The organism is Streptomyces sp. NPDC086147, assembly GCF_040702165.1.
Lineage (GTDB): Bacteria > Actinomycetota > Actinomycetes > Streptomycetales > Streptomycetaceae > Streptomyces.
Genome location: NZ_JBFBJO010000015.1, coordinates 47,432 through 66,719, shown reverse-complemented (window position 1 = coordinate 66,719; position 19,288 = coordinate 47,432). Strand labels below are relative to the sequence as shown.

At 74.1% G+C, this 19,288-nt stretch carries 17 protein-coding genes; 4 read left to right on the top strand and 13 right to left on the bottom strand.

What is annotated here, in order from left to right; translation table 11 throughout:
• Nucleotides 1-161 precede the first annotated feature (161 nt).
• Entirely contained in the window at nt 162-1,349 is a 1,188-nt protein-coding gene (locus tag AB0398_RS26405) for a hypothetical protein (protein ID WP_366378110.1), read from the top strand.
• A gap of 81 nt (nt 1,350-1,430) precedes the next feature.
• Here AB0398_RS26405 and hflX read toward each other — a convergent pair whose 3' ends face one another.
• The 6 genes from hflX to miaA form a co-directional block, all read right to left on the bottom strand.
• On the bottom strand, nt 1,431-2,924 hold the full coding sequence (hflX, locus tag AB0398_RS26400) for a GTPase HflX (protein WP_366378109.1): 1,494 nt from the start codon (nt 2,922-2,924) through the stop codon (nt 1,431-1,433).
• Between the two features lie 208 nt (nt 2,925-3,132).
• Entirely contained in the window at nt 3,133-4,656 is a 1,524-nt protein-coding gene (locus AB0398_RS26395) for a M1 family metallopeptidase (RefSeq protein ID WP_366378108.1), read from the bottom strand.
• Nucleotides 4,657-4,919: 263 nt separating this feature from the next.
• Complete coding sequence (locus AB0398_RS26390) at nt 4,920-7,103, bottom strand: HD domain-containing protein (protein WP_366378107.1); 2,184 nt, start codon at nt 7,101-7,103, stop codon at nt 4,920-4,922.
• Nucleotides 7,104-7,240: 137 nt separating this feature from the next.
• On the bottom strand, nt 7,241-8,158 hold the full coding sequence (gene dapF / locus AB0398_RS26385) for a diaminopimelate epimerase (RefSeq protein ID WP_366378106.1): 918 nt from the start codon (nt 8,156-8,158) through the stop codon (nt 7,241-7,243).
• A 65-nt stretch (nt 8,159-8,223) separates the two neighbouring features.
• Entirely contained in the window at nt 8,224-8,745 is a 522-nt protein-coding gene (locus AB0398_RS26380; protein WP_366378159.1) for a hypothetical protein, read from the bottom strand.
• Nucleotides 8,746-8,853: 108 nt separating this feature from the next.
• The gene (miaA, locus tag AB0398_RS26375) at nt 8,854-9,792 is read right to left on the bottom strand and encodes a tRNA (adenosine(37)-N6)-dimethylallyltransferase MiaA (RefSeq protein WP_366378105.1); all 939 of its coding nucleotides are present in this window, start codon (nt 9,790-9,792) and stop codon (nt 8,854-8,856) included.
• Nucleotides 9,793-10,107: 315 nt separating this feature from the next.
• Between miaA and AB0398_RS26370 the strand changes: the two genes are divergently transcribed.
• Nucleotides 10,108-10,440: an antitoxin gene (locus AB0398_RS26370; protein ID WP_366378104.1), complete on the top strand. Its 333-nt coding sequence runs from the start codon at nt 10,108-10,110 to the stop codon at nt 10,438-10,440.
• Between the two features lie 145 nt (nt 10,441-10,585).
• Here AB0398_RS26370 and AB0398_RS26365 read toward each other — a convergent pair whose 3' ends face one another.
• From AB0398_RS26365 to AB0398_RS26355, 3 genes are all read right to left on the bottom strand, one after another.
• A complete protein-coding gene (locus AB0398_RS26365) occupies nt 10,586-11,293 on the bottom strand; it encodes a class III extradiol dioxygenase subunit B-like domain-containing protein (protein WP_366378103.1) in 708 nt (235 codons plus the stop codon).
• Between the two features lie 212 nt (nt 11,294-11,505).
• Nucleotides 11,506-13,029, bottom strand: coding sequence for a tRNA (N6-isopentenyl adenosine(37)-C2)-methylthiotransferase MiaB (gene miaB, locus AB0398_RS26360; protein ID WP_366378102.1), 1,524 nt, complete (start codon nt 13,027-13,029; stop codon nt 11,506-11,508).
• Between the two features lie 79 nt (nt 13,030-13,108).
• Nucleotides 13,109-13,690 carry a TetR family transcriptional regulator gene (locus AB0398_RS26355; protein WP_366378101.1) on the bottom strand — a complete coding sequence of 194 codons (582 nt, stop codon included), beginning with the start codon at nt 13,688-13,690 and terminating at the stop codon, nt 13,109-13,111.
• Between the two features lie 151 nt (nt 13,691-13,841).
• Between AB0398_RS26355 and AB0398_RS26350 the strand changes: the two genes are divergently transcribed.
• Both AB0398_RS26350 and AB0398_RS26345 read left to right on the top strand, forming a co-directional pair.
• Nucleotides 13,842-14,249 carry a nuclear transport factor 2 family protein gene (locus AB0398_RS26350; RefSeq protein ID WP_366378100.1) on the top strand — a complete coding sequence of 136 codons (408 nt, stop codon included), beginning with the start codon at nt 13,842-13,844 and terminating at the stop codon, nt 14,247-14,249.
• Nucleotides 14,250-14,457: 208 nt separating this feature from the next.
• On the top strand, nt 14,458-15,174 hold the full coding sequence (locus tag AB0398_RS26345) for a LuxR C-terminal-related transcriptional regulator (RefSeq protein ID WP_366378099.1): 717 nt from the start codon (nt 14,458-14,460) through the stop codon (nt 15,172-15,174).
• Here AB0398_RS26345 and AB0398_RS26340 read toward each other — a convergent pair.
• From AB0398_RS26340 to AB0398_RS26325, 4 genes are all read right to left on the bottom strand, one after another.
• Nucleotides 15,066-15,647, bottom strand: coding sequence for a LuxR C-terminal-related transcriptional regulator (locus tag AB0398_RS26340; protein ID WP_366378098.1), 582 nt, complete (start codon nt 15,645-15,647; stop codon nt 15,066-15,068). The two genes, AB0398_RS26345 and AB0398_RS26340, sit on opposite strands and share 109 nt — an antisense overlap.
• A gap of 29 nt (nt 15,648-15,676) precedes the next feature.
• Nucleotides 15,677-16,639 carry a DMT family transporter gene (locus tag AB0398_RS26335; protein ID WP_366378097.1) on the bottom strand — a complete coding sequence of 321 codons (963 nt, stop codon included), beginning with the start codon at nt 16,637-16,639 and terminating at the stop codon, nt 15,677-15,679.
• Nucleotides 16,640-16,941: 302 nt separating this feature from the next.
• Nucleotides 16,942-17,874, bottom strand: coding sequence for a LysR family transcriptional regulator (locus AB0398_RS26330; RefSeq protein ID WP_366378096.1), 933 nt, complete (start codon nt 17,872-17,874; stop codon nt 16,942-16,944).
• Between the two features lie 231 nt (nt 17,875-18,105).
• Nucleotides 18,106-19,023, bottom strand: a complete 918-nt coding sequence (locus tag AB0398_RS26325; protein WP_366378095.1) for a TIGR03619 family F420-dependent LLM class oxidoreductase — start codon at nt 19,021-19,023, stop codon at nt 18,106-18,108.
• Between the last annotated feature and the right edge of the window lie 265 nt (nt 19,024-19,288).

Sequence of the window (19,288 nt, the reverse complement as noted above, 5' to 3'; positions counted from 1 at the left end):
CGAGGGCCGCGCCGGATCACGGCCGGCCCCGGGCACCGGAACACGTCCCGGCGAACAGCTCGGCAGAAGGCCTCGACGGGAAACGTCCCGGCGGAGCACTTCGGCAGAAGGCCTCGACGGGACGCATCTCAGCGGGACACACCTCAGGGGGAACTCACCACATGCGCTCCGCACGACTCATACCCGCCGCCCTCGGCCTGGTCACGGCGCTCGCGCTGACCGCCACGGCCTGCGGCCCCACCGAGACCCCGGCCGCCGCCGACAAGCCGGCCGCCGGGGCGAGCAGTTCCGCGCCCGCGTCCGGCGGCGGGGACGGCGCCGGTGACGGCGGCTCCGGCCTCACCAAGGACCTCGCCGACAAGCTCAGGAAGCACGGCGTCGATCCGGACAGGTGGAAGGACGGCGAGTGGAAGAACTGGGACAGGGAGACCTGGCTGCGTGAGGCCGAGGACTTCGTCAACCCGGTGATCGAAGGCCTCTGGGACCCGGCGCGCATGCAGTCCGCGAAGAGCCCGGACCAGACGATCACCGCCCAGGCCGGTACCAGTGGCACCGATCCGACGCCCCGGCCCGTACGGGCGCAGCCCGAGAAGACGCCGTACCACCGCAACGCGGCCCCGGTCGGCAAGATCTTCTTCGACGCGCCGCAGGGCCACATGGTCTGCTCCGGCACCGTCGTGAAGGACCCCCGCCGGCCCGGGAAGTCGAACCTGGTCTGGACGGCCGGGCACTGCGTGCACGCGGGCAAGAAGGGCGGCTGGTACCGCAACATCACCTTCGTGCCCTCGTACAACGACCTGGGCAAGTCCCCCGCCGCGCTGCGCAACGCCAAGCCGCACGAGGTGTACCCGTACGGCCAGTACTGGGCCGACTGGGCCGTGACCTCGGGCGAGTGGATCAAGTCCGGCGGCACCGGTCAGGCCTGGCCGTACGACTACGCCGTGCTGCACGTGAAGCCGCAGCGGGGCACCAAGTCCCTGGAGGAGACCGTCGGCGCCGCCCTGCCGGTCGACTTCTCCGCCCCGGCGCCCGCGCGGGCCGGGACGATCGGCGCCTGGGGCTACCCGCAGGCCGCTCCGTACAACGGCGTGATCATGCACAAGTGCGTGGACCGGGCGACGCGGCTCACCACGGCGCCCGCGACCCCGGTGATGTACCGGATCGGCTGCACGATGACGGCGGGTTCGTCCGGCGGCGGCTGGTTCCGGGTGCTGCCGAACGGGAAGACGGCGCTCGTGTCGAACACCTCGATCGGCCCGGCCGGCGGCAACGGCTGGCTCGCCGGACCGCAGCTCGGCAGCGGCGCCAAGGCGGCCCACGAGATGGTCAGCAAGAAGTACGCCCGCTGACCCGCACCGTACGGAGAACGGCCGAAGGCGCCGGTCCCCTCCCGGAAGGGAGGGGACCGGCGCCTTCGGCGTACGGAAGCGTCAGTGCGCGGCGGGCACGAACGGCGCCAGGAGCGCCGCCAGTTCCTCGTGCACCCTGGCCTTGAGCAGGGTGCCCTCGGGGGTGTGCTCCTCGGACTCCAGCTCGCCCTCGGCGTGCACCCGCGAGACCAAGCCGCCCTGCGTGTACGGCACCAGGGCCTCGATCTCGACCCTGGGGCGCGGCAGTTCGGCGTCGATGAGCGCGAGCAGCTCCTCGATGCCCTGGCCCGAGCGGGCCGAGACCGCGATGGAGTGCTTCTCCATCCGCAGCAGCCGCTGGAGGACCAGCGGGTCCGCCGCGTCGGCCTTGTTGACGACGACGATCTCCGGCACGTTCACCGCGCCGACGTCCCGGAAGACCTCGCGCACGGCGGCCAGCTGCTCCTCCGGGGCGGGGTGCGAGCCGTCCACCACGTGCAGGATGAGGTCGGAGTCGCCGACCTCCTCCATGGTGGAGCGGAACGCCTCGACCAGGTGGTGCGGAAGGTGCCGGACGAAGCCGACGGTGTCGGCCAGGGTGTAGACCCGGCCGGTGGGCGTCTCGGCCCGGCGGACGGTCGGGTCGAGCGTGGCGAACAGCGCGTTCTCCACGAGGACGCCCGCGCCCGTGAGCCGGTTGAGCAGGGAGGACTTGCCGGCGTTGGTGTACCCCGCGATGGCGACCGACGGCACGTTGTTGCGGCGCCGTTCCTGCCGCTTGATGTCGCGGCCGGTCTTCATCTCGGCGATCTCCCGGCGCATCTTCGCCATCTTCTCGCGGATGCGGCGCCGGTCGGTCTCGATCTTGGTCTCACCGGGACCGCGGGTGGCCATGCCGCCACCGCCGCCGCCACCCATCTGCCGGGAGAGCGACTGGCCCCAGCCGCGCAGCCGCGGCAGCATGTACTGCATCTGCGCGAGCGCGACCTGCGCCTTGCCCTCTCGGGACTTGGCGTGCTGGGCGAAGATGTCGAGGATGAGGGCGGTCCGGTCGACCACCTTCACCTTGACGACGTCTTCGAGGGCGATGAGCTGGCCGGGGCTGAGCTCGCCGTCGCAGACGACGGTGTCGGCACCGGTCTCGACCACGATGTCCCGCAGCTCGCGCGCCTTGCCCGAGCCGATGAAGGTGGCCGGGTCCGGCTTGTCGCGGCGCTGGATCACGCCGTCGAGCACGAGGGCGCCCGCCGTCTCGGCGAGGGCCGCGAGCTCCGCGAGGGAGTTCTCGGCGTCCTGCACCGTCCCCGAGGTCCAGACGCCGACCAGCACGACGCGCTCCAGGCGCAGCTGGCGGTACTCGACCTCGGTGACGTCCTCGAGTTCGGTGGAGAGGCCGGCGACGCGGCGCAGGGCCGCGCGCTCGGAGCGGTCGAACTGGTCGCCGTCCCGCTCTCCGTCGATCTCGTGGCTCCAGGCGACGTCCTCTTCCATCAGGGCATCGGCCCGAAGGCTCTCGGTACGGCTCGTCTCCGCGAAGCTCTGGTTGTCCTGGGAAGGGGATGAAGAGGAGGTCATTGGATCCTTACGTCTGGGGAGAAACAGGTGTGTGACGGTGACAACGCGCGCGGGTGCCGGAAGATTCCCGGGCCCCGGCCGCGTCGCCGACCGGACGATGGTGACACGGCCCGTGGAGGCCCGTCATCCGGGTTTCCGACGCCCGCGGAGGCCCGCCGTCCGGCTTCCCGGGGCCGCCGTCCGGGTTTCCCGGCGCCCGTCGGACCCGTCACCCGGTCTTCGGGGCGCTTCCCGCCCCCGTCCCCGCGCCCGGGGCCGGATCGCTGCGCCAGTCCGGGTGCCCGGGCATGGGCGGGGTCTTCTCCCCGTACAGCCAGCCCCGGAAGAAGCCGGTGAGGTCGCGGCCGGCGGTCCGGCCGGCCAGGGCGACGAAGTCGGCGGTGGCGGCGTTCCCGTTCCGGTACCGGGTGACCCAGGCGCGCTCCAGACGCCGGAAGGCGTCCGTGCCGATCTCCTGGCGGAGCGCGTAGAGGACGAGGGAGCTGCCGTCGTAGACGACGGGCCGGAAGAGACTGATCTTGTGGTCCGGCGAGGGGGGCTCGGGGGCGGCCGGGGGCCCGCCGGCCGCCCTCCACCGGTCGGAGGCGGCGTAGGCGGCCTTCATGCGCCGCTCCAGGGACCGTCCGGCGGTCTCCTCGGCGTACAGGGCCTCGTACCAGCTCGCGTGCCCCTCGTTGAGCCACAGGTCGGACCAGCTGCGGGGCGAGACGCTGTTGCCGAACCACTGGTGGGCCAGCTCGTGGACCATGATCGAGTCGACGTACCACTCGGGGAGGGCCGTGTCCGCGAAGAGGCGGCGCTCGAAGAGCGAGAGGGTCTGGGTCTCCAGCTCGAAGCCCGTGGTGGCGTCGGCGACGAGCACGCCGTACGTCTCGAAGGGGTACGGGCCGACCTGCCGCTCCATCCACTCCACGTGCCCCGGCGTCCTGCGGAGCCAGGGTTCCAGGAGCTCCCGGTCGGCGGTGGGCACCACGTCCCGCAGGGGCAGTCCGTGGGGGCCCGCGCGGTGGACGACGGCGGAGCGGCCGATGGAGATCTGGGCGAGCTCGGTGGCCATGGGGTGGCGGGTGCGGTAGGTCCAGGTGGTCTGGGATCCCTGGCGGACGCGGCCGGCGGGCAGGCCGTTGGCGACGGCGGTGAGCCCGTCGGGGACGGTGATCCGGAAGGTGAAGTACGCCTTGTCCGCCGGGTGGTCGTTGGACGGGAAGACCCGGTGGGCGGCGTCGGCCTGGTTGGCCATGGCGAGGCCGTCGCCGGTGCGGACCCAGCCGCCGGTGTCGGCGGGGCCGGAGGGGTCGCTGGTGTGGGTGACGGTGATCCGGACCGGTTCGCCCGCGCCGACGGGCGCGGCGGGGGTGACGACCAGGTCCTCGCCGCTGCTCGCGTACGCGGCGGGGCGGCCGTTGACGGTGACCGCGGAGACCTCGCCGTGGGTGAAGTCGAGGTTGATCCGCTCCAGGTCGTCGGTGGCGAGCGCGTCGATCCGGGTGACGGCGGAGAGCGGCTTCGTGTTCACGCCGGGGTACGCGACGTCGAGGGCGTACGCGAGGACGTCGTAGCCCGGGTTGCCGAGGTGCGGGAAGAGCGGGTCGCCGATGCCGAGCGGCGCGGGGGCGGGCAGGGAGGCGGCGACGAGCCCGGCCGAGGAGGCGATCAGGGCGGCGGGGCGGAGCCACCGGGCACGGGGCAGGGGGGTGCGGTCGAACGGCACGGGGGATCGGGCGAACGGCATGGGCCAGGGCCTTTCCGGAGGACTGGACCTACGGCTACCAGGGCTTTCGCCGCGCGCCGGGGCGGCTCGCCCGCCCGCCACCCGAAGGGGGTCGCACCCGGGGGTCACGTGCCCGGCCCGTCCGGTCGCACGGCCGCTTCCCGCGCCCGCGTGCCCACCCTGCCCGGCCGTACGCCCCTCCCCCGCGCCCGCGTGCCCACCCTGCCCGGCCACACGCCCCCCGCCCCCGTGTGTCCGTCCCGCCCGGTCACGGCCGTATCCCGTCAGGTCCGGCGCGGGCGCGGGCGGGGGGACGCGCGGTGGCGGGCGCGGCTCACGTCGTACACCCCGGGCACGTCCCGCATGGCGCGCATGAGGGCGGGGAGCTCCGCCGCGTCGGGGAGGTGGAGGGTGTACGTATGGCGGACCCGCTGCTCGCTGGGCGGCTCGACGGTCGCGGAGACGACCGCGGCCCCGGCGGCGGCGATGGCCTCGGTGAGGTCGGCGAGGAGTCCGGGCCGTCCGAAGGACTCGGCGACGAGGGTGACCCGGCCCTGGGCGGTGTCGCCCCAGCGGACGGCGACGGGCGCGCGGCCCACCCGGCGCATGGCGTCGGCGGAGGCGCAGCCGGAGCGGTGGACGGTGACCGATCCGCCGCGCACCCGGAAGCCGGTGATCTCGTCGGGGGGCACGGGGGTGCAGCACCCGGCGGGCCGGACGGCGGGGGGCTGCTCGCCGTCCAGGTCGGCGTGGAGTTCGGCGCCGGAGCGGCGGGCGGTGGCCGGGCGGGGGTCGGACCGTGTCCCGGGCTGGGCGTCGGGGCGGGACTGGAGCCGGGGCTCGGCGCTCTCCGGGTGGGCCCGCAGCCACTCGGTGATGGCGATCCGGGCGGCGGGGGTGCGGGCGTGGTCCAGCCACTCGGGGGACGGCCCGGACACGGGGTCCTGGGCGAGCAGGAGCTGGACGGTGTCCCCGTCGCCCAGGACGGTGCTCAGGGGTGCGAGGCGCCCGTTGACGCGGGCGCCGAGACAGGAGTGGGCGGCCTCGCCGTGCTGGGCGTAGGCGGCGTCGACGCAGCTGGCACCGGCGGGCAGGCTGATCGTGCCGGGAGCGCCGCCGTCGGCACGGAAGACGGTGATCTCGTCGTCCTCGGCGAGGTCGGCGCGCAGGGAGGTCCAGAAGGTGTCGGGGTCGGGGGCGGACTGCTGCCAGTCGAGGAGGCGGGAGAGCCAGCCGGGGTGGGTGGGGTCGACGCGCTCGCCGTCCTCGGGCGCCGCGCCCTCCGGCTGCTCCTGTCCCACGTGGGGGTTGCCGAGGGCGACGACCCCGGCCTCCGCGACCTTGTGCATCCGGTGGGTCCGGATGAGGACCTCGGCCACGGCTCCGTCGGGGGCGGCGACGGCGGTGTGCAGGGACTGGTACAGGTTGAACTTGGGCACCGCGATGAAGTCCTTGAACTCGGAGATCACCGGGGTGAAGCAGGTGTGCAGCTCGCCGAGGACCGCGTAGCAGTCGGCGTCCTCGGCGACGAGCACGAGGAGCCGGCCGAAGTCGCAGCCGCGCAGCTCGCCGCGCTTGAGGCGGACGCGGTGGACGGATACGAAGTGCCGCGGCCTGACGAGGACTTCGGCGCCGATGCCCGCCTCGCGCAGGACGGCGTCGACCTGTTCGGCGACGGCGCCGAGCGCGTCGGGGGCGTGCGGGTTGCCGGCGATGAGCGCGCGCGTGGTCTCGTACTCCTCGGGGTGGAGGATGGCGAAGACGAGGTCCTCCAGCTCGGTCTTGAGGGCCTGGACGCCGAGGCGTTCCGCGAGCGGGATGAGGACGTCCCGGGTGACCCTGGCGATCCGGGCCTGTTTCTCGGGGCGCATGACGCCGAGGGTGCGCATGTTGTGGAGGCGGTCGGCGAGCTTGATCGACATGACCCGGACGTCGTTGCCGGTGGCGACGAGCATCTTGCGGAAGGTCTCGGGTTCGGCGGCGGCGCCGTAGTCGATCTTCTCGACCTTGGTGACGCCGTCGACGAGGTAGGCGACCTCGTCGCCGAACTCGTGGCGCACCTGATCGAGCGTCACCTCGGTGTCCTCGACGGTGTCGTGGAGGAGGGAGGCGGTCAGGGTGGTGGTCTCGGCGCCGAGTTCGGCCAGGATGAGGGTGACCGCGAGCGGGTGGGTGATGTACGGCTCGCCGCTCTTGCGGAACTGGCCGCGGTGCGAGGACTCGGCGAGGACGTACGCCCGGCGCAGCACCCTCAGGTCGGCCTCGGGGTGGTGGGCGCGGTGCGCCTCGGCCACGTGGCCGATGGCGTCGGGCAGCCGGTCGCGGGGGGCCGGTCCGGCGGTGGCGCCGAGCAGGGCGGCACGGCCGAGCCGGCGCAGGTCGATACGGGCGCGTCCGCGTCTGCGGACGGTCGTGTCGGTGGCGGCGTCGTCCGCCGCGCTCACGGGGTTGGTGGCCTCTGGGCTCATGGGGCACCTCCGGCGACAGACCGGCGGTGGGCGGGCCAGGCGTGCCCGGGGGCCGGTGCTTGATGCTACCGACCCCACCACGCGGCGCAGTCACGCTCTCGCTCAGCGTGAATCGGATCACCCATTCGAGCGATAATTCAGTCGTTGACAGTTTCGATTCGAGGGGCTGCGGCGTTCGCGGGGCCGCCGGCCGGCCAGGTGGGGTCGACGGTGCCCTCGGCGACGATGACGGCCGGGCCGGTCATGTCGATCCGCCCGTCGGGGTGCTCGGTGATGACCAGGGTCCCGCCGAGCACGTCGACGGTGTACGTGACGGGGGTGCCGGTCTCCGCGGGGTCGGCGCCGTCCCGGCGGGCGGTGGCGACGGCGACGGCGCACGCGCCCGTGCCGCAGGAGCGGGTCTCGGCGGCGCCACGCTCGTGGACCCGCATGGCGACGTGGCGGGGGCCCCGGTCGACGACGAACTCGATGTTGACCCCGTCCGGGTAGACCGAGGCGGGCTCGTAGGCGGGCTCGGTGAACAGGGTTCCGGCGTGGTCGAGGTCCTCGACGAAGGCGACCGCGTGGGGGTTGCCCATGTTGACGTTGCGGGAGGGCCAGCTGCGGCCGTCGACGGTGATCGTGGCGGCGGCCTCGGGAAGGACCGCGCGGCCCATGGCCACGGTGACGGAGCCGTCCTTGTCGAGGTGGACGCGCTTGATCCCGCCGCGGGTGGCGACGGCCACCTCGCCGGCGGTGACGTGTCCGGCGTGCTCCAGGTAGCGGGCGAAGACCCGGACCCCGTTGCCACACATCTCGGCGACCGAGCCGTCGGCGTTGCGGTAGTCCATGAACCACTCGGCCTCGTCGGCCAGGTGCCGGGCCTCGGGGTGGGCGGCGCTGCGCACGACGTGCAGCAGTCCGTCGCCCCCGATGCCGGCCCGCCGGTCGCAGAGCCGGGCGACGGCGGCGGGGGGCAGGTCGAGGGCGTTCTCCGCGTCGGGGACGATCACGAAGTCGTTCTCGGTGCCGTGGCCCTTGAGGAAACGGAGCGGGGAGGTCTGCGTGCTGGTCACGAGATCAACTGTACGGGGCGGGGGCAGCGGGGTCGGGCCGGGGCGTACGGGTCTCCCGCGCAGGTTCAGCGGAGGCGGGCCACGCGCCAGACCGCGAGGGTCACCAGGGCCCCGATGGTCGCCACGTACAGGGCGAGGACGCGCCAGTCGGGGCGCTCGCCGGAGCCGCGCGCCGGGAGGCCGGGCCAGGTGTGGCCGACCTTGCGGGCGGCCATCACGCCCCAGCCCGCCGCGCAGGAGCTGATGAGCAGGCCGAGCATGGCGACGACGGCGCCGCCGTCCCCGGAGCCGAAGGCGAGCGGGAAGGCGAACATCAGGGAGCCGACGGCGGCGAGGCCCACGATCGGGGCGAGCTGCCAGATCCGCAGTCGCCGCTGGGGGCGCAGTTCGACCTCGACCTCGTCGGCGTCCACCTCGACGGCGGTGCCGACCGCGTCGTCGGGGCCGTCCGGGGTCAGCCCCGGTGGTCCGACCGGAGCGTCGTCCGCCGGGTGCCCGGGACGTCCGGGGGCGTCACCCGGCGGAACCGCCGTCGGGTCGCCCAGGACCGCTTCGCGCTGTTCTCTGTCGCGAGGGCCGGCCTCCATCGCCACGCGCCCTCCCCACTCGGACTCCACTTGGTCGATCGATGCTCGATGATGGCACGCTCCCGACCGCAGGAATGACGGGCAGTGCGTCCCGATGCCATCACGTGATCAGGCTGTAACCGCTCGTTCGAGCAACGACAGCGCCTCTCGCGGGAGTTCCCTCCGGTGGTCGGCGGCTCCGCTGAGCCAGTGCACGCGCGGGTCGCGGCGGAACCAGGAGTCCTGGCGGCGGGCGAACCGCTTGGTGGCCCGCACGGTCTCGGCGCGCGCCTCGTCCTCGGTGCACTCCCCCGCGAGCGCCGCGAGGACCTGCTGGTAGCCGAGGGCGCGGGCGGCGGTGCGGCCCTCGCGCAGGCCCCGCGCCTCCAGGGCGCGCACCTCGTCGACGAGTCCGGCCTCCCACATCCGGTCCACGCGCGTGGCGATCCGTTCGTCGAGCTCGGGACGGGCCACGTCGACGCCGATCTGGACGGTGTCGTAGACGGAGTCGGGGCCGGGGAGGTTGGCGGTGAAGGGCTTGCCGGTGATCTCGATCACTTCAAGGGCCCGGACGATGCGGCGCCCGTTGCTGGGCAGGATCGCGCGGGCCGCCCCGGGGTCGGACTCGGCGAGCCGGGCGTGCAGGACGCCGGAGCCGCGCTCGTCGAGCTCGGCCTCCAGACGGGCCCGGACGGCGGGGTCGGTGCCGGGGAACTCCAGGGCGTCGACGGCCCCCCGTACGTAGAGGCCGGAGCCGCCGACGAGGACCGGGGTGCGGCCGGCGGCGAGCAGCCGGTCGATCTCGGCGCGGGCGAGGCGCTGGTACTCGGCGACGCTGGCGGCCTCGGTGACGTCCCAGATGTCGAGGAGGTGGTGCGGGACGTCGCCGCGCTCCTCGGGCGTCAGTTTGGCGGTCCCGATGTCCATCCCCCGGTAGAGCTGCATCGAGTCGGCGTTGACGACCTCGCCGCCGAGGTGCTGGGCCAGGAACACACCCAGATCGGACTTTCCGGCCGCCGTGGGGCCGACGACGGCGATGACCCGCGGGGCGGGAGCTGCGCTTCTCACCGCACCAGTTTCGCAAACCTCCGGCACCGCCCCGAACGAGCCGCGTGACGAGCCCCCTCCGAGTAGGGTGAGGAGTGGATATGGGTGTTTTGGCAAGTTTTTGCCATAGGTTCCCGCCCAGGGCCTGTCGGGCGGCGCAGGAAGACGGACGCGGTCGCGTGCTCTCCGGAGAAGCGTGAGTTCTTCGGGGAAGAACGGGAAGGCGGACCGTACGGAGGGCGCCGAGGCGGCCGAAGGCGCGCAGGCAGGCCCCCGGGTGCTGGGGGCAGGACACGAAGGACGGGCCCGCGAGGCCCGCGGAGGGAAGGTGCCCCCATGGGTCTCATGGATTCGCTGAAGGCCAAGCTCGCCCCGGCCAAGGAGAAGGTCGCCGATCTGGCGCACCAGCACGGGGACAAGATCGACCAGGGCCTGGACAAGGCCGCGAAGGTGGTCGACGAGAGGACCAAGGGCAAGTACAGCGACAAGATCCACTCCGGTACGGGCAAGGCGAAGGAAGCGATCGACCGGATGGGCCACAAGGACGGCGGCGCTCCGGGGAACGACGGGACGCCGGGCGCCAGTGGCACGCCCGGGACCGGCGGCACTCCGGGCACCGGTGGCACGCCGGGCAGCGGCGGTGGCGTGACGCCGCCGCCGGCCGCCTGACGGTCTCTCCCCCCCCCGCCGGTTCTCCGGCGAGACGGCGGACGGCCGCAGAGCTGTGCAGCTCTGCGGCCATCCGCCGTCGTCGTCGCGTCCGGGGTGTTTCCGGGATGTCCCCGGATGCCTCCGAGGGTGCTTCCGGGGTCGTTCAGGACCAGGCCGCGACGACGTACTCCACCCCGTAGGGGTCGTCCTCGTGGAGCAGTCGGCCGTCGAGCCCGGCGCCCTCGGCGGCGCCCGCGAGGACCTGCCAGGGAGCGCGGCCGGAGACCTTCAGCTCGTGCGCGAGCCGCGCGTCGAGGGCGAGCAGCGTGGGCACGTCGGCCCCGGCGAGTGCGCGGACGGCCTCCGCGTCGAAGCCGGCGGCCCGCTCGTCGAGGTAGCCGGGGGCCTTCACGGTCCGGCAGGCGCTGCCGTCGCCCATCACGAGGAGGGCGACGCGGTCGGCGGAGGCGGCGAGCTCGCGACCGGTCCCGGCACAGGTTTCGGCCGGGGTCCGCTCCCCCACTGCCCGCCCTTCGACGGGCGCGCCGGCCCAGCGGGCCCGGTCGAGGAGCCAGGCCCCGACGGCGAGGGAGACGGGGAGGGGCCGTTCGCCGGGCGGGCCGTCGCCGAGGCGTACGGAGAGGTCGACGCCGAATCCGGCGAAGGAGCCCGTGGCACCGGCCGGGAAGACTCCGTCGGCGCCGTCGGCCGCGGGCCCGACCACGTACAGCCGGTCCGGGCGGGCGGCGGCGAGCAGCCCGACGGCGTCCGCGCAGGCGGCCCGCACGGCGTCCAGCTCGGGGGCGGCGCCGGTCGCGACCTCGGGCACGAGGAGCGGCGGGCAGGGGCAGACGGCTGCGGCGACAAGCATGATCCGCACCTTACTGCGCCGGACCTGCGCCGTCCGGGGACGGCTCCTGCTGCCGCCCGGGGAAGGCTCCCGATGCTGTCTGTGCTCCTGGTGCCGTCCGGGGACGGCTCCCGGTGCGGCCGGGGTCCGGGGAACCCCCGACCGGCACAGCCCCGGGGCCCGGTGGCCCCAGGACCCGGCAGACCCGGGCCCCGGAATCACCGCACCTCAGATCAGTGGCTCGCCCCGCACGCCGGGACGTCGGCCGCCGGGAGGGGGGCCGGGACGCCGATCTTGGGGAGGCCGAGCAGGACGCCCTTCGGCTTCTCGGCGGTGCGCTTCTCCCAGGCGTCGCCCGCGCGGGTGCGGCGCACCGACGCGACCGGGCCCTCGGCGAGGAGGTGGTGCGGGGCGGCGTAGGTGATCTCGACGGTCACGACGTCGCCGGGGCGCACGTCCCCGTCCGGCTTGGTGAAGTGGACGAGCCGGTTGTCGGGGGCACGGCCCGAGAGGCGGTCGGTGGCGCCGTCCTTGCGGCCCTCGCCCTCGGCGACCATGACCTCCAGGACGCGGCCGACCTGCTTCTTGTTCTCCTCCCAGGAGATCTCCTCCTGGAGCGCGACGAGCCGCATGTAGCGGTCCTGCACGACCTCCTTGGGGATCTGCCCCTCCATCTCGGCCGCCGGGGTCCCGGGGCGCTTGGAGTACTGGAAGGTGAAGGCGTTCGCGAAGCGGGCCTCGCGGACGGTGTGCATCGTCTGCTGGAAGTCCTCCTCGGTCTCGCCGGGGAAGCCCACGATGATGTCGGTGGAGATGGCCGCGTGCGGGATGGCCGCGCGGACCTTCTCGATGATGCCGAGGAAGCGCTCCTGGCGGTACGAGCGGCGCATCGCCCGGAGGACCGTGTCCGAGCCGGACTGGAGCGGCATGTGGAGCTGCGGCATGACGTTGGGGGTCTCGGCCATCGCCGCGATCACGTCGTCGGTGAAGTCGCGGGGGTGCGGGGAGGTGAAGCGGACCCGCTCCAGGCCCTCGATCTGCCCGCAGGCGCGCAGCAGCTTGGAGAAGGCCTCGCGGTCGCCGAGGTCGGAGCCGTACGCGTTGACGTTCTGGCCGAGCAGGGTGATCTCGGAGACGCCCTCGGCGACCAGCGCCTCGATCTCGGCGAGGATGTCGCCGGGGCGGCGGTCCTCCTCCTTGCCGCGCAGGGCCGGGACGATGCAGAAGGTGCAGGTGTTGTTGCAGCCGACGGAGATCGAGACCCAGGCGGCGTACGCGGACTCGCGGCGGGTCGGCAGCGTGGAGGGGAAGGCCTCCAGGGACTCGGCGATCTCGATCTGCGCCTCCTCCTGGACGCGGGCGCGCTCCAGGAGGACCGGCAGCTTGCCGATGTTGTGCGTGCCGAAGACCACGTCGACCCACGGGGCCTTCTTGACGATGGTGTCGCGGTCCTTCTGGGCGAGACAGCCGCCGACGGCGATCTGCATGCCCGGGCGGGTGGTCTTCATCGGGGCGAGCCGGCCGAGGTTGCCGTACAGCTTGTTGTCGGCGTTCTCGCGGACCGCGCACGTGTTGAAGACGACGACGTCGGCGTCGCCGTCGGCGCCCTTGGGGGCCCGTACGTAACCCGCCTCCTCCAGCAGACCGGAGAGCCGCTCGGAGTCGTGGACGTTCATCTGGCACCCGTAGGTGCGGATCTCATAGGTCTTGGTGCCGTCAACGCTCACTGCGGTGCTCCGGTCGCTGCTGCTCGTCATGCGTCAAGGGTAGGCGGTCCGGGGCGGCCGCCGTCCCGGCGGCCGGACCGCCCGCGTCCCCCGCCGGACGGTCGGACGGTCAGGCGGTCAGGCGGCGGACCAGGGCGACGAGGGCCTCGCGCTGGGCGTCGGGGCCCGCCTCGACGAGGTCGGGCACGAGCATGCGGCTGAGCTGCGGCAGCATGAACCAGGAGGCGGTCAGGGCGATGACCGCGTGGATGAGCCGCCCGGCGGCGACCTCGTCGGCGAGGGTGCCGTCACGCTGGGCGCGGGCGACGGCGGCGATCTTCTCGTCGTAGTGCCCCGCGCGCTCGTCCTCGGCCGCCACGCGGTCCGCGCCCTGGAGTCCCTCCCAGGCCAGCAGGCGCACGAAGTGCGGATGGGCGCGGTGGTAGTCGAAGACCCGGCCCGCGTACGCGCCCAGGTCGGCGGCGTGCTCGGCGGTCAGCGGCACGGCGGCCGCGATCTTGCCCAGCTCGGACTCCAGGACCGCCGCGAACAGCTTCTCCTTGCTGCCGAAGTACTGGTAGATCCGCTCCTTGTTGACGCCCGCCCGGGTCGCCACCCGGGCCACCCGGGCGCCCTCGGGGCCGAATGCGGCGAACTCCTCCACGGCGGCGTCCAGCAGGAGGCGTTTGGTGCGTGCTGTGTCCCAGGCCATGCCTCACCCTAACCGGGTCCAACCGGATGGTTGGACTTCGGACCGGGCGCGTGCCAGACTCCAACCGGATGGTTGGACCTACCGGCCTCCCCTCCGCACGGCTCCGTTCCGCACGCCCCGACGCCCGTCACGAAGCAAGGGATCCGCCACCATGCCCCGCACCCCCGAGACCCTCGGCACCGTCGACGCCTTCTTCGAGCGCTTCGGCGCCGGGGACCTGCCCGGCCTGCTCGAACTGTTCGCGGACACCGTCGACTTCGACGTCCCCGGCTCCCCCGACGTCCCCTGGACCGGCACCCGTTCCAGTCGCGACGAGATCGCCGGGTTCTTCACCGTCCTGGGCACCGTCCTCACCCCGGCCGAGGAGTTCACGGTCACCGCCACCGTCGTCGACGGCGTCCACGCGGTCGTCACCGGGCGCAGCCGCTTCGGGGTCGTCTCCACCGGAAAGACGTTCACCAACCCGTTCGCGCTGCACTTCACCGTCGTCGACGGGCGGATCACCGGCTACCACATGCACGAGGACAGCCACGTGATCGCCGCCGCCTTCACGGCCTGAGCCGGAAGGGGACGGGGCGGGGCCGCCACCCACACGCGTGCGGTACGCGCCGAACGGCGCACCGCCCTGCCGGGGTCCGGCAATCCCCGTACCCCGTGGTTTTCCGCGGGTTGGTCGGGCGGGAAGCCCCGCACCCCGCGGTTTTCCGCGGGGTGGTCGGGCGGGAAGCCCCGTACCGGCGTGGAGGCCGGATTCCTGGCGTGAAGGGGTGCCGGGGCGAGGAGCCCCGGGATCCCGACCACCTCCTGGGAGTTCCTGCCGTGCCGATCGCCTTCCCTGCCCACTCCCCCCTTCCCTCGCCCTCGACGGGGAGCCCGCGTGCGGTTTCGCCGGCTGGGCCGCCGGGCTCGTCGACACGACGGGCGGTCCGGGGGCCGGGCTCGCCATCGCCCTGGAGAACCTCTTCCCGCCGCTGCGCAGCGAGGTCGCCCTCTCCCAGTACGTCGAGCGCGCCTGCACGGCCGAGTTCCCGGCGACGGGCGCCGAGCGGGTCGGCCACCTCCTGAAGGACCGGGTGGCCCAGGTCGAGGAGTTCCTCGACGCCCTCGACCGGGTCCACGCCGGCGGCGCGGTGATCGATCCGGAGGTCGTACGGCGGCTGGTCGTGCGGACCACGCGCGGGGATCCGCCGGCGTGGCTCACGCCCCGGGAGCGGGCGGTCCCGGGGGCGCTCGCGCAGGGCCACACGAACACGGCGGTCGGGCAGAAGCCGCACCTCGCGCCGAGTTCGGTGGAGAAGCACCTCAACTCCGTCTTCGACAAGCCGGAGCTGGATCGCGCGAACGGCTGCAGCCGGCGGATCCTGGCGGTGCTCCGCTATCTGGAGTCGTGGACCGGGGGCGCGAGGGGCCGTCTCGGCGCGCCCGTCGACCGGTCGACGGCGGCGGCCAGTTGCACACGCCGACGGATGCCCAGTTTGCGGTAGATACGGGTGATGTGCAGCTCCACGGCCCGGGTCGACACCGTGAGGGTCCCGGCGATCTGCCTGTTGGTCAGGCCTTCGAGCACCATCGCGGCGATGCGCCGCTCGTGGGCGGTCAGTTCCGTACGGGCGGGCGGGGGCGCGGGAGGCGAGGTGCCCTCGCGGGTTCCGGGACCGCCGGTGGAACGCTCCGGTCCGGCGAGGACCGCGCGGCCCGTCACCGCGTCCCATTCCCGGATCCTCGGTTCCCCTACGACCCGTGCCCGTGCGTACGGGTCGGCGCGGAGCACCCGGAGGAGCGCGAGACGATCGCGGACCGCGCAGACCAGGAGCTCCCCGGTGCCGTCCCGCCAGGGGCCGCCGCCGAGCAGGACGCCGCACGCGGCCATCCTTCCCCAGTAGGCCCGGTGGGCTCCTTCGAGATCCCGCCGGTCCGCCTCGGCGCCGCGGAAGGCGATGTCGACCACGAAGGGCATGCGCGTCTCCCTGGTTCCGGAGTCGGGGATCAATCGGTGGGTCCGACGGATCCGGTGGTCTGCGTGCGGACTTCCGGAGCCGGCCGTGCGGCCGGCTCGGACGCCTTCCCCTCCGCCGCCGGACGCGGCTCGCGCCGGAGCAGGACGGTGGCCGCGAGCACCGCCGCCGCGCCCAGCCACACGGTCGGGCCGAGCGGTTCGCGCAGCACCACGGCGCCGAGCACCACGGCCACGGCGGTCATCAGGTAGGTGACGGTGGAGGCGACCGTGGCGCCGTCCTTGACGATCAGCTCGAAGTTGAGCAGCGCGGCGAAGCCGGTGCAGACCACGCCGAGGACGAGGACCGAGACCACCGAGTCGGTGCGCCAGGTGACGTCCTGGAGGCCCAGGAACGGGAAGGCGGCCAGGAGCAGCACGGTGGCCGCGCCGAGTTGGCCGCCCGCGAGCGTCAGGGGCGGAACGCCCCTCCCCACCAGGAACCTGCCCGTGTACCCGAAGCCGGCGCCGAAGCTGATCGAGCCGAGGACGAAGCAGAGGACGCTCCAGCCGCTGCCGGCCGAGGCGGAGTTCCACGGGGAGGCGATGAGCGCGGTGCCGCCGAGACCGAGCAGGACGCCGCCCGCCTCGAAGCCGGAGATCCGCTTCTCCCGGCCGAGCAGCAGCGCGGTGGCCAGGGTCCAGATCGGCGCGCTGCCGTTGACGACGGCGGCGACGCTGCTGGAGCCCTCGACCTCCCCCTCCGCGTACAGGGTCCAGGGGATCGCGTTGCCGAGGAGCGCGGCCACGGTCAGATGGCCCCAGACGGCCTTCTCCTTCGGCAGCCGCAGGCCCCTCGCGTATCCGATGGCGAGGAGGACGGCGGCGCCGAGCGCGAGCCGGGCCAGGACCATCTGCACGGGCGAGAAGCCGTACCCGGCGATCTTGATCCACAGGAAGACGGAGCCCCAGACGAGGCTCAGCGCGGCCAGTCGCGCGCAGGTGGCTTGGGACATGGGTGTTCCCGCTCTCCGGAAGGGCTCGCCAGGGGACAAGCAAAAAAGAGGAAGAAGAGGGCGACGCGCGGAACGGTCCGCGGTACGGCGACGAGCCTCGCACCGGCGTCCGGGCGGGATCCAGCAACGTCTGCTGGACGGTACCTTCCACGAGCCGTGGAGGGTCGCGCGTCGGGGGGCGGAGGCCGGAACGGACAGCAGGGCCGCCGGGGCGGGGGCAGGACGGACGACGGGGCCGCCAGGTCGCCGGGGCGGGGGCCTGACCGACGGCAGGGACGGCGGATCGCCGGCCCGACGGCCGGTCAGGCCGTCACGGCCGCCCTGGCGACGGTGCGCAGCGCGTCCAGGACGGCCGCGATCTCCGGGGAGGTCTGGCTGCCCTCCCGTACGGCCGCGAAGACCGTCCGGGAAGGGGCCCGCTCGCTGAACGCGCGGATCGTCACCTCGGGTCGCGGGGGCGGCCCGGCCAGGCGCGGGACGAGCGCGACCCCGAGGCCGAGCCGCACCGCCGCGAGCGTGGCGTCCCAGTCGCCGATGGCGTGGGAGGCCCGCGGGGTGAACCCGGCGGCCGTGCACGCGGCCACGCCGATGTCGTGGCACATGCCGGTGGTGGCGAAGATCCAGGTCTCCTCGGCGAGGTCGGCGAGGAGCAGCCGGGGGCTTCCGAGGAGCCGGTGGCCCTCGGGGAGGGCGATGTCGAAGGGGTCCTCGCAGAGCGGGATCCGGTGGAAGCGCCCGTCGGGGAGGCCGTCGTCGCCCGCCGGGCCCGGGTTCCCGGCGGTGTCGGCGGAGATGACGACGTCGGTCTCGCCGCGGTGCAGCAGGGAGAAGCTCTCCGGTGGATCGACCTCGGCCAGCGAGGTGCGCAGCAGCGGCCGGGTCTCCCGCAGCCGGGCCACGGCGGGCAGGACGAGCGCCGAGAGGGTGGTGGAGAAGCCCGCCACGGCCACCTCGCCGTGCTCGCCGCTCCGGTGCGCGGCGAGGTCCGCGCGCATCCGCTCGATCTGGGTGAAGACGGCGTCGGCGTGCCGGAGCACGATCCGCGCCGCCCCCGTGAGCCGCAGCCGGCGCCCGGAGGGTTCGGTGAGCGGGACGCCCAACTCCCGTCCCAGGGAGCTGATCTGCTGCGAGACGGCCTGCGGGGTGAGGTGGAGCGCCCGGGCGGCCGCGCTGACGGTGCCGCGCTCGCTGAGCTCCCTCAGCACGCGGAGCTTCCGCAGGTCCGGATCGACCACGTCCCGCTCCCCCTCCCGTCTCCAAGGGGGCGCCCCGGCGGCCGACCGCCCCTCGCCCATCGTACGAAGTCGTCGCCGGTACGGGAGTTGCCGGGAGCACGGGAGCACGGAGTTACGGGAGTACGGGAGCACGGAGTTACGGGAGCACGGAGTTACGGGAGTACGGAGGTAAGGGAGTTACGGGAGTACGGAGCCGCCGCCCGCACACGGCCCCGCGTCACGTCCGGCCGGTCACCGCACCGACCCCGCGTCCACGTCGACGACCTCCTTCGCCAGGGTCTCCAGGACGTCGAGGTCCCGCGCCGTGCGCCCCGCCTCCCGCCGGTCGCCCGGGTAGGTGGGATCGAGGACGACGGCCCGCGCGCCGAGGTCCTGGAGCAGTCCGAGGTCGTCGGCGATCTGGGCCGGGGTGCCCTCGCCGAGCAGCCGTCCGGGTCCCAGCGGTCTCGGGGTGACCCGGAGCTTGATGCGGGGGCAGACGCCGGGCACCGGCAGCTCGTGCTCCTCCGCGGTCCGGCGGAGCGCGGGCAGCCCCGTGCCGAGGAGCCAGTCGCCGGAGACGGAGGTGGGGTGCCAGGCGTCCCCGAGGCGGACGGCCCGGCGCAGCGCGCCGCGGCTGTGGCCGCCGACCCAGACGGGCGGTCCGGGGCGCTGCACCGGCAGCGGCCCGGTGCGCACCTCGCGGAAGGAGACGTGGACGCCCTCGAAGGAGGCGACCTCGTCGCGCCAGCAGGCCTTGATGGCGGCGAGGTACTCGTCGCTGATCGCGCCGCGCTCGCGGTACGGGACGCCGAGGGCGGCGAACTCCCCGGCGGCCCAGCCGGCCGCCGCGCCGAAGACGAGGCGCCCGCCGCTGAACCGGTCGATGTTGGCGGCGATCCGGGCCGTGTGCACGGGGTGCCGGTACGGGAGGATCGCGACCGTGGTACCGAGGCCCACGGTCCCGGTGACGCCGGCGAGCCAGGCGAGGGTCGCGAAGGGGTCGTAGAACGGGGCGGGGAAGAGGTGCCGCACGTCCGGGGTGAGCGCCACGTGGTCGGAGACCATGACGTAGTGGTACCCCATCGCCTCCACCCGCAGCGCCCAGCCGGCGAGGGCGTCGGGGGTGGCTTCGGGCCCGTAGTTGGGCAGGTTGACGCCGAACTTCACGGGGCGGTCCTTTCCCGGGGCCCGGCCGCGACCGCGCGGGCGCCCCGACGGCCGTACGGAACGGTCCTCGTACGGAGAGGGCCCTCGGAACGCCACGGCCCCCGTACGAGAGGGTTCTCGGACGCTATCGACCGGCCGTCCCGCCCGCGATCCACAGCGCGGAAGAGGGTTCGGGATCCCGAAGCCCCGTGTCCCCGGGCCGGGACCCGTTCGCCGGCGCGTCCGTCCCGGTCCGGACCGGGGCGGTAAGCCGCCTCACCGCCGA

Excerpts from the sequence above, each read along its gene's own strand:
- AB0398_RS26405 (WP_366378110.1), top strand. The coding sequence starts at position 162 with ATGCGCTCCGCACGACTCATACCCGCCGCCCTCGGCCTGGTCACGGCG.
- hflX (WP_366378109.1), bottom strand. The coding sequence starts at position 2,924 with ATGACCTCCTCTTCATCCCCTTCCCAGGACAACCAGAGCTTCGCGGAG.
- AB0398_RS26395 (WP_366378108.1), bottom strand. The coding sequence starts at position 4,656 with ATGCCGTTCGCCCGATCCCCCGTGCCGTTCGACCGCACCCCCCTGCCC.
- AB0398_RS26390 (WP_366378107.1), bottom strand. The coding sequence starts at position 7,103 with ATGAGCCCAGAGGCCACCAACCCCGTGAGCGCGGCGGACGACGCCGCC.
- AB0398_RS26380 (WP_366378159.1), bottom strand. The coding sequence starts at position 8,745 with ATGGAGGCCGGCCCTCGCGACAGAGAACAGCGCGAAGCGGTCCTGGGC.
- AB0398_RS26370 (WP_366378104.1), top strand. The coding sequence starts at position 10,108 with ATGGGTCTCATGGATTCGCTGAAGGCCAAGCTCGCCCCGGCCAAGGAG.
- AB0398_RS26365 (WP_366378103.1), bottom strand. The coding sequence starts at position 11,293 with ATGCTTGTCGCCGCAGCCGTCTGCCCCTGCCCGCCGCTCCTCGTGCCC.
- miaB (WP_366378102.1), bottom strand. The coding sequence starts at position 13,029 with ATGACGAGCAGCAGCGACCGGAGCACCGCAGTGAGCGTTGACGGCACC.
- AB0398_RS26355 (WP_366378101.1), bottom strand. The coding sequence starts at position 13,690 with ATGGCCTGGGACACAGCACGCACCAAACGCCTCCTGCTGGACGCCGCC.
- AB0398_RS26350 (WP_366378100.1), top strand. The coding sequence starts at position 13,842 with ATGCCCCGCACCCCCGAGACCCTCGGCACCGTCGACGCCTTCTTCGAG.
- AB0398_RS26340 (WP_366378098.1), bottom strand. The coding sequence starts at position 15,647 with ATGCCCTTCGTGGTCGACATCGCCTTCCGCGGCGCCGAGGCGGACCGG.
- AB0398_RS26335 (WP_366378097.1), bottom strand. The coding sequence starts at position 16,639 with ATGTCCCAAGCCACCTGCGCGCGACTGGCCGCGCTGAGCCTCGTCTGG.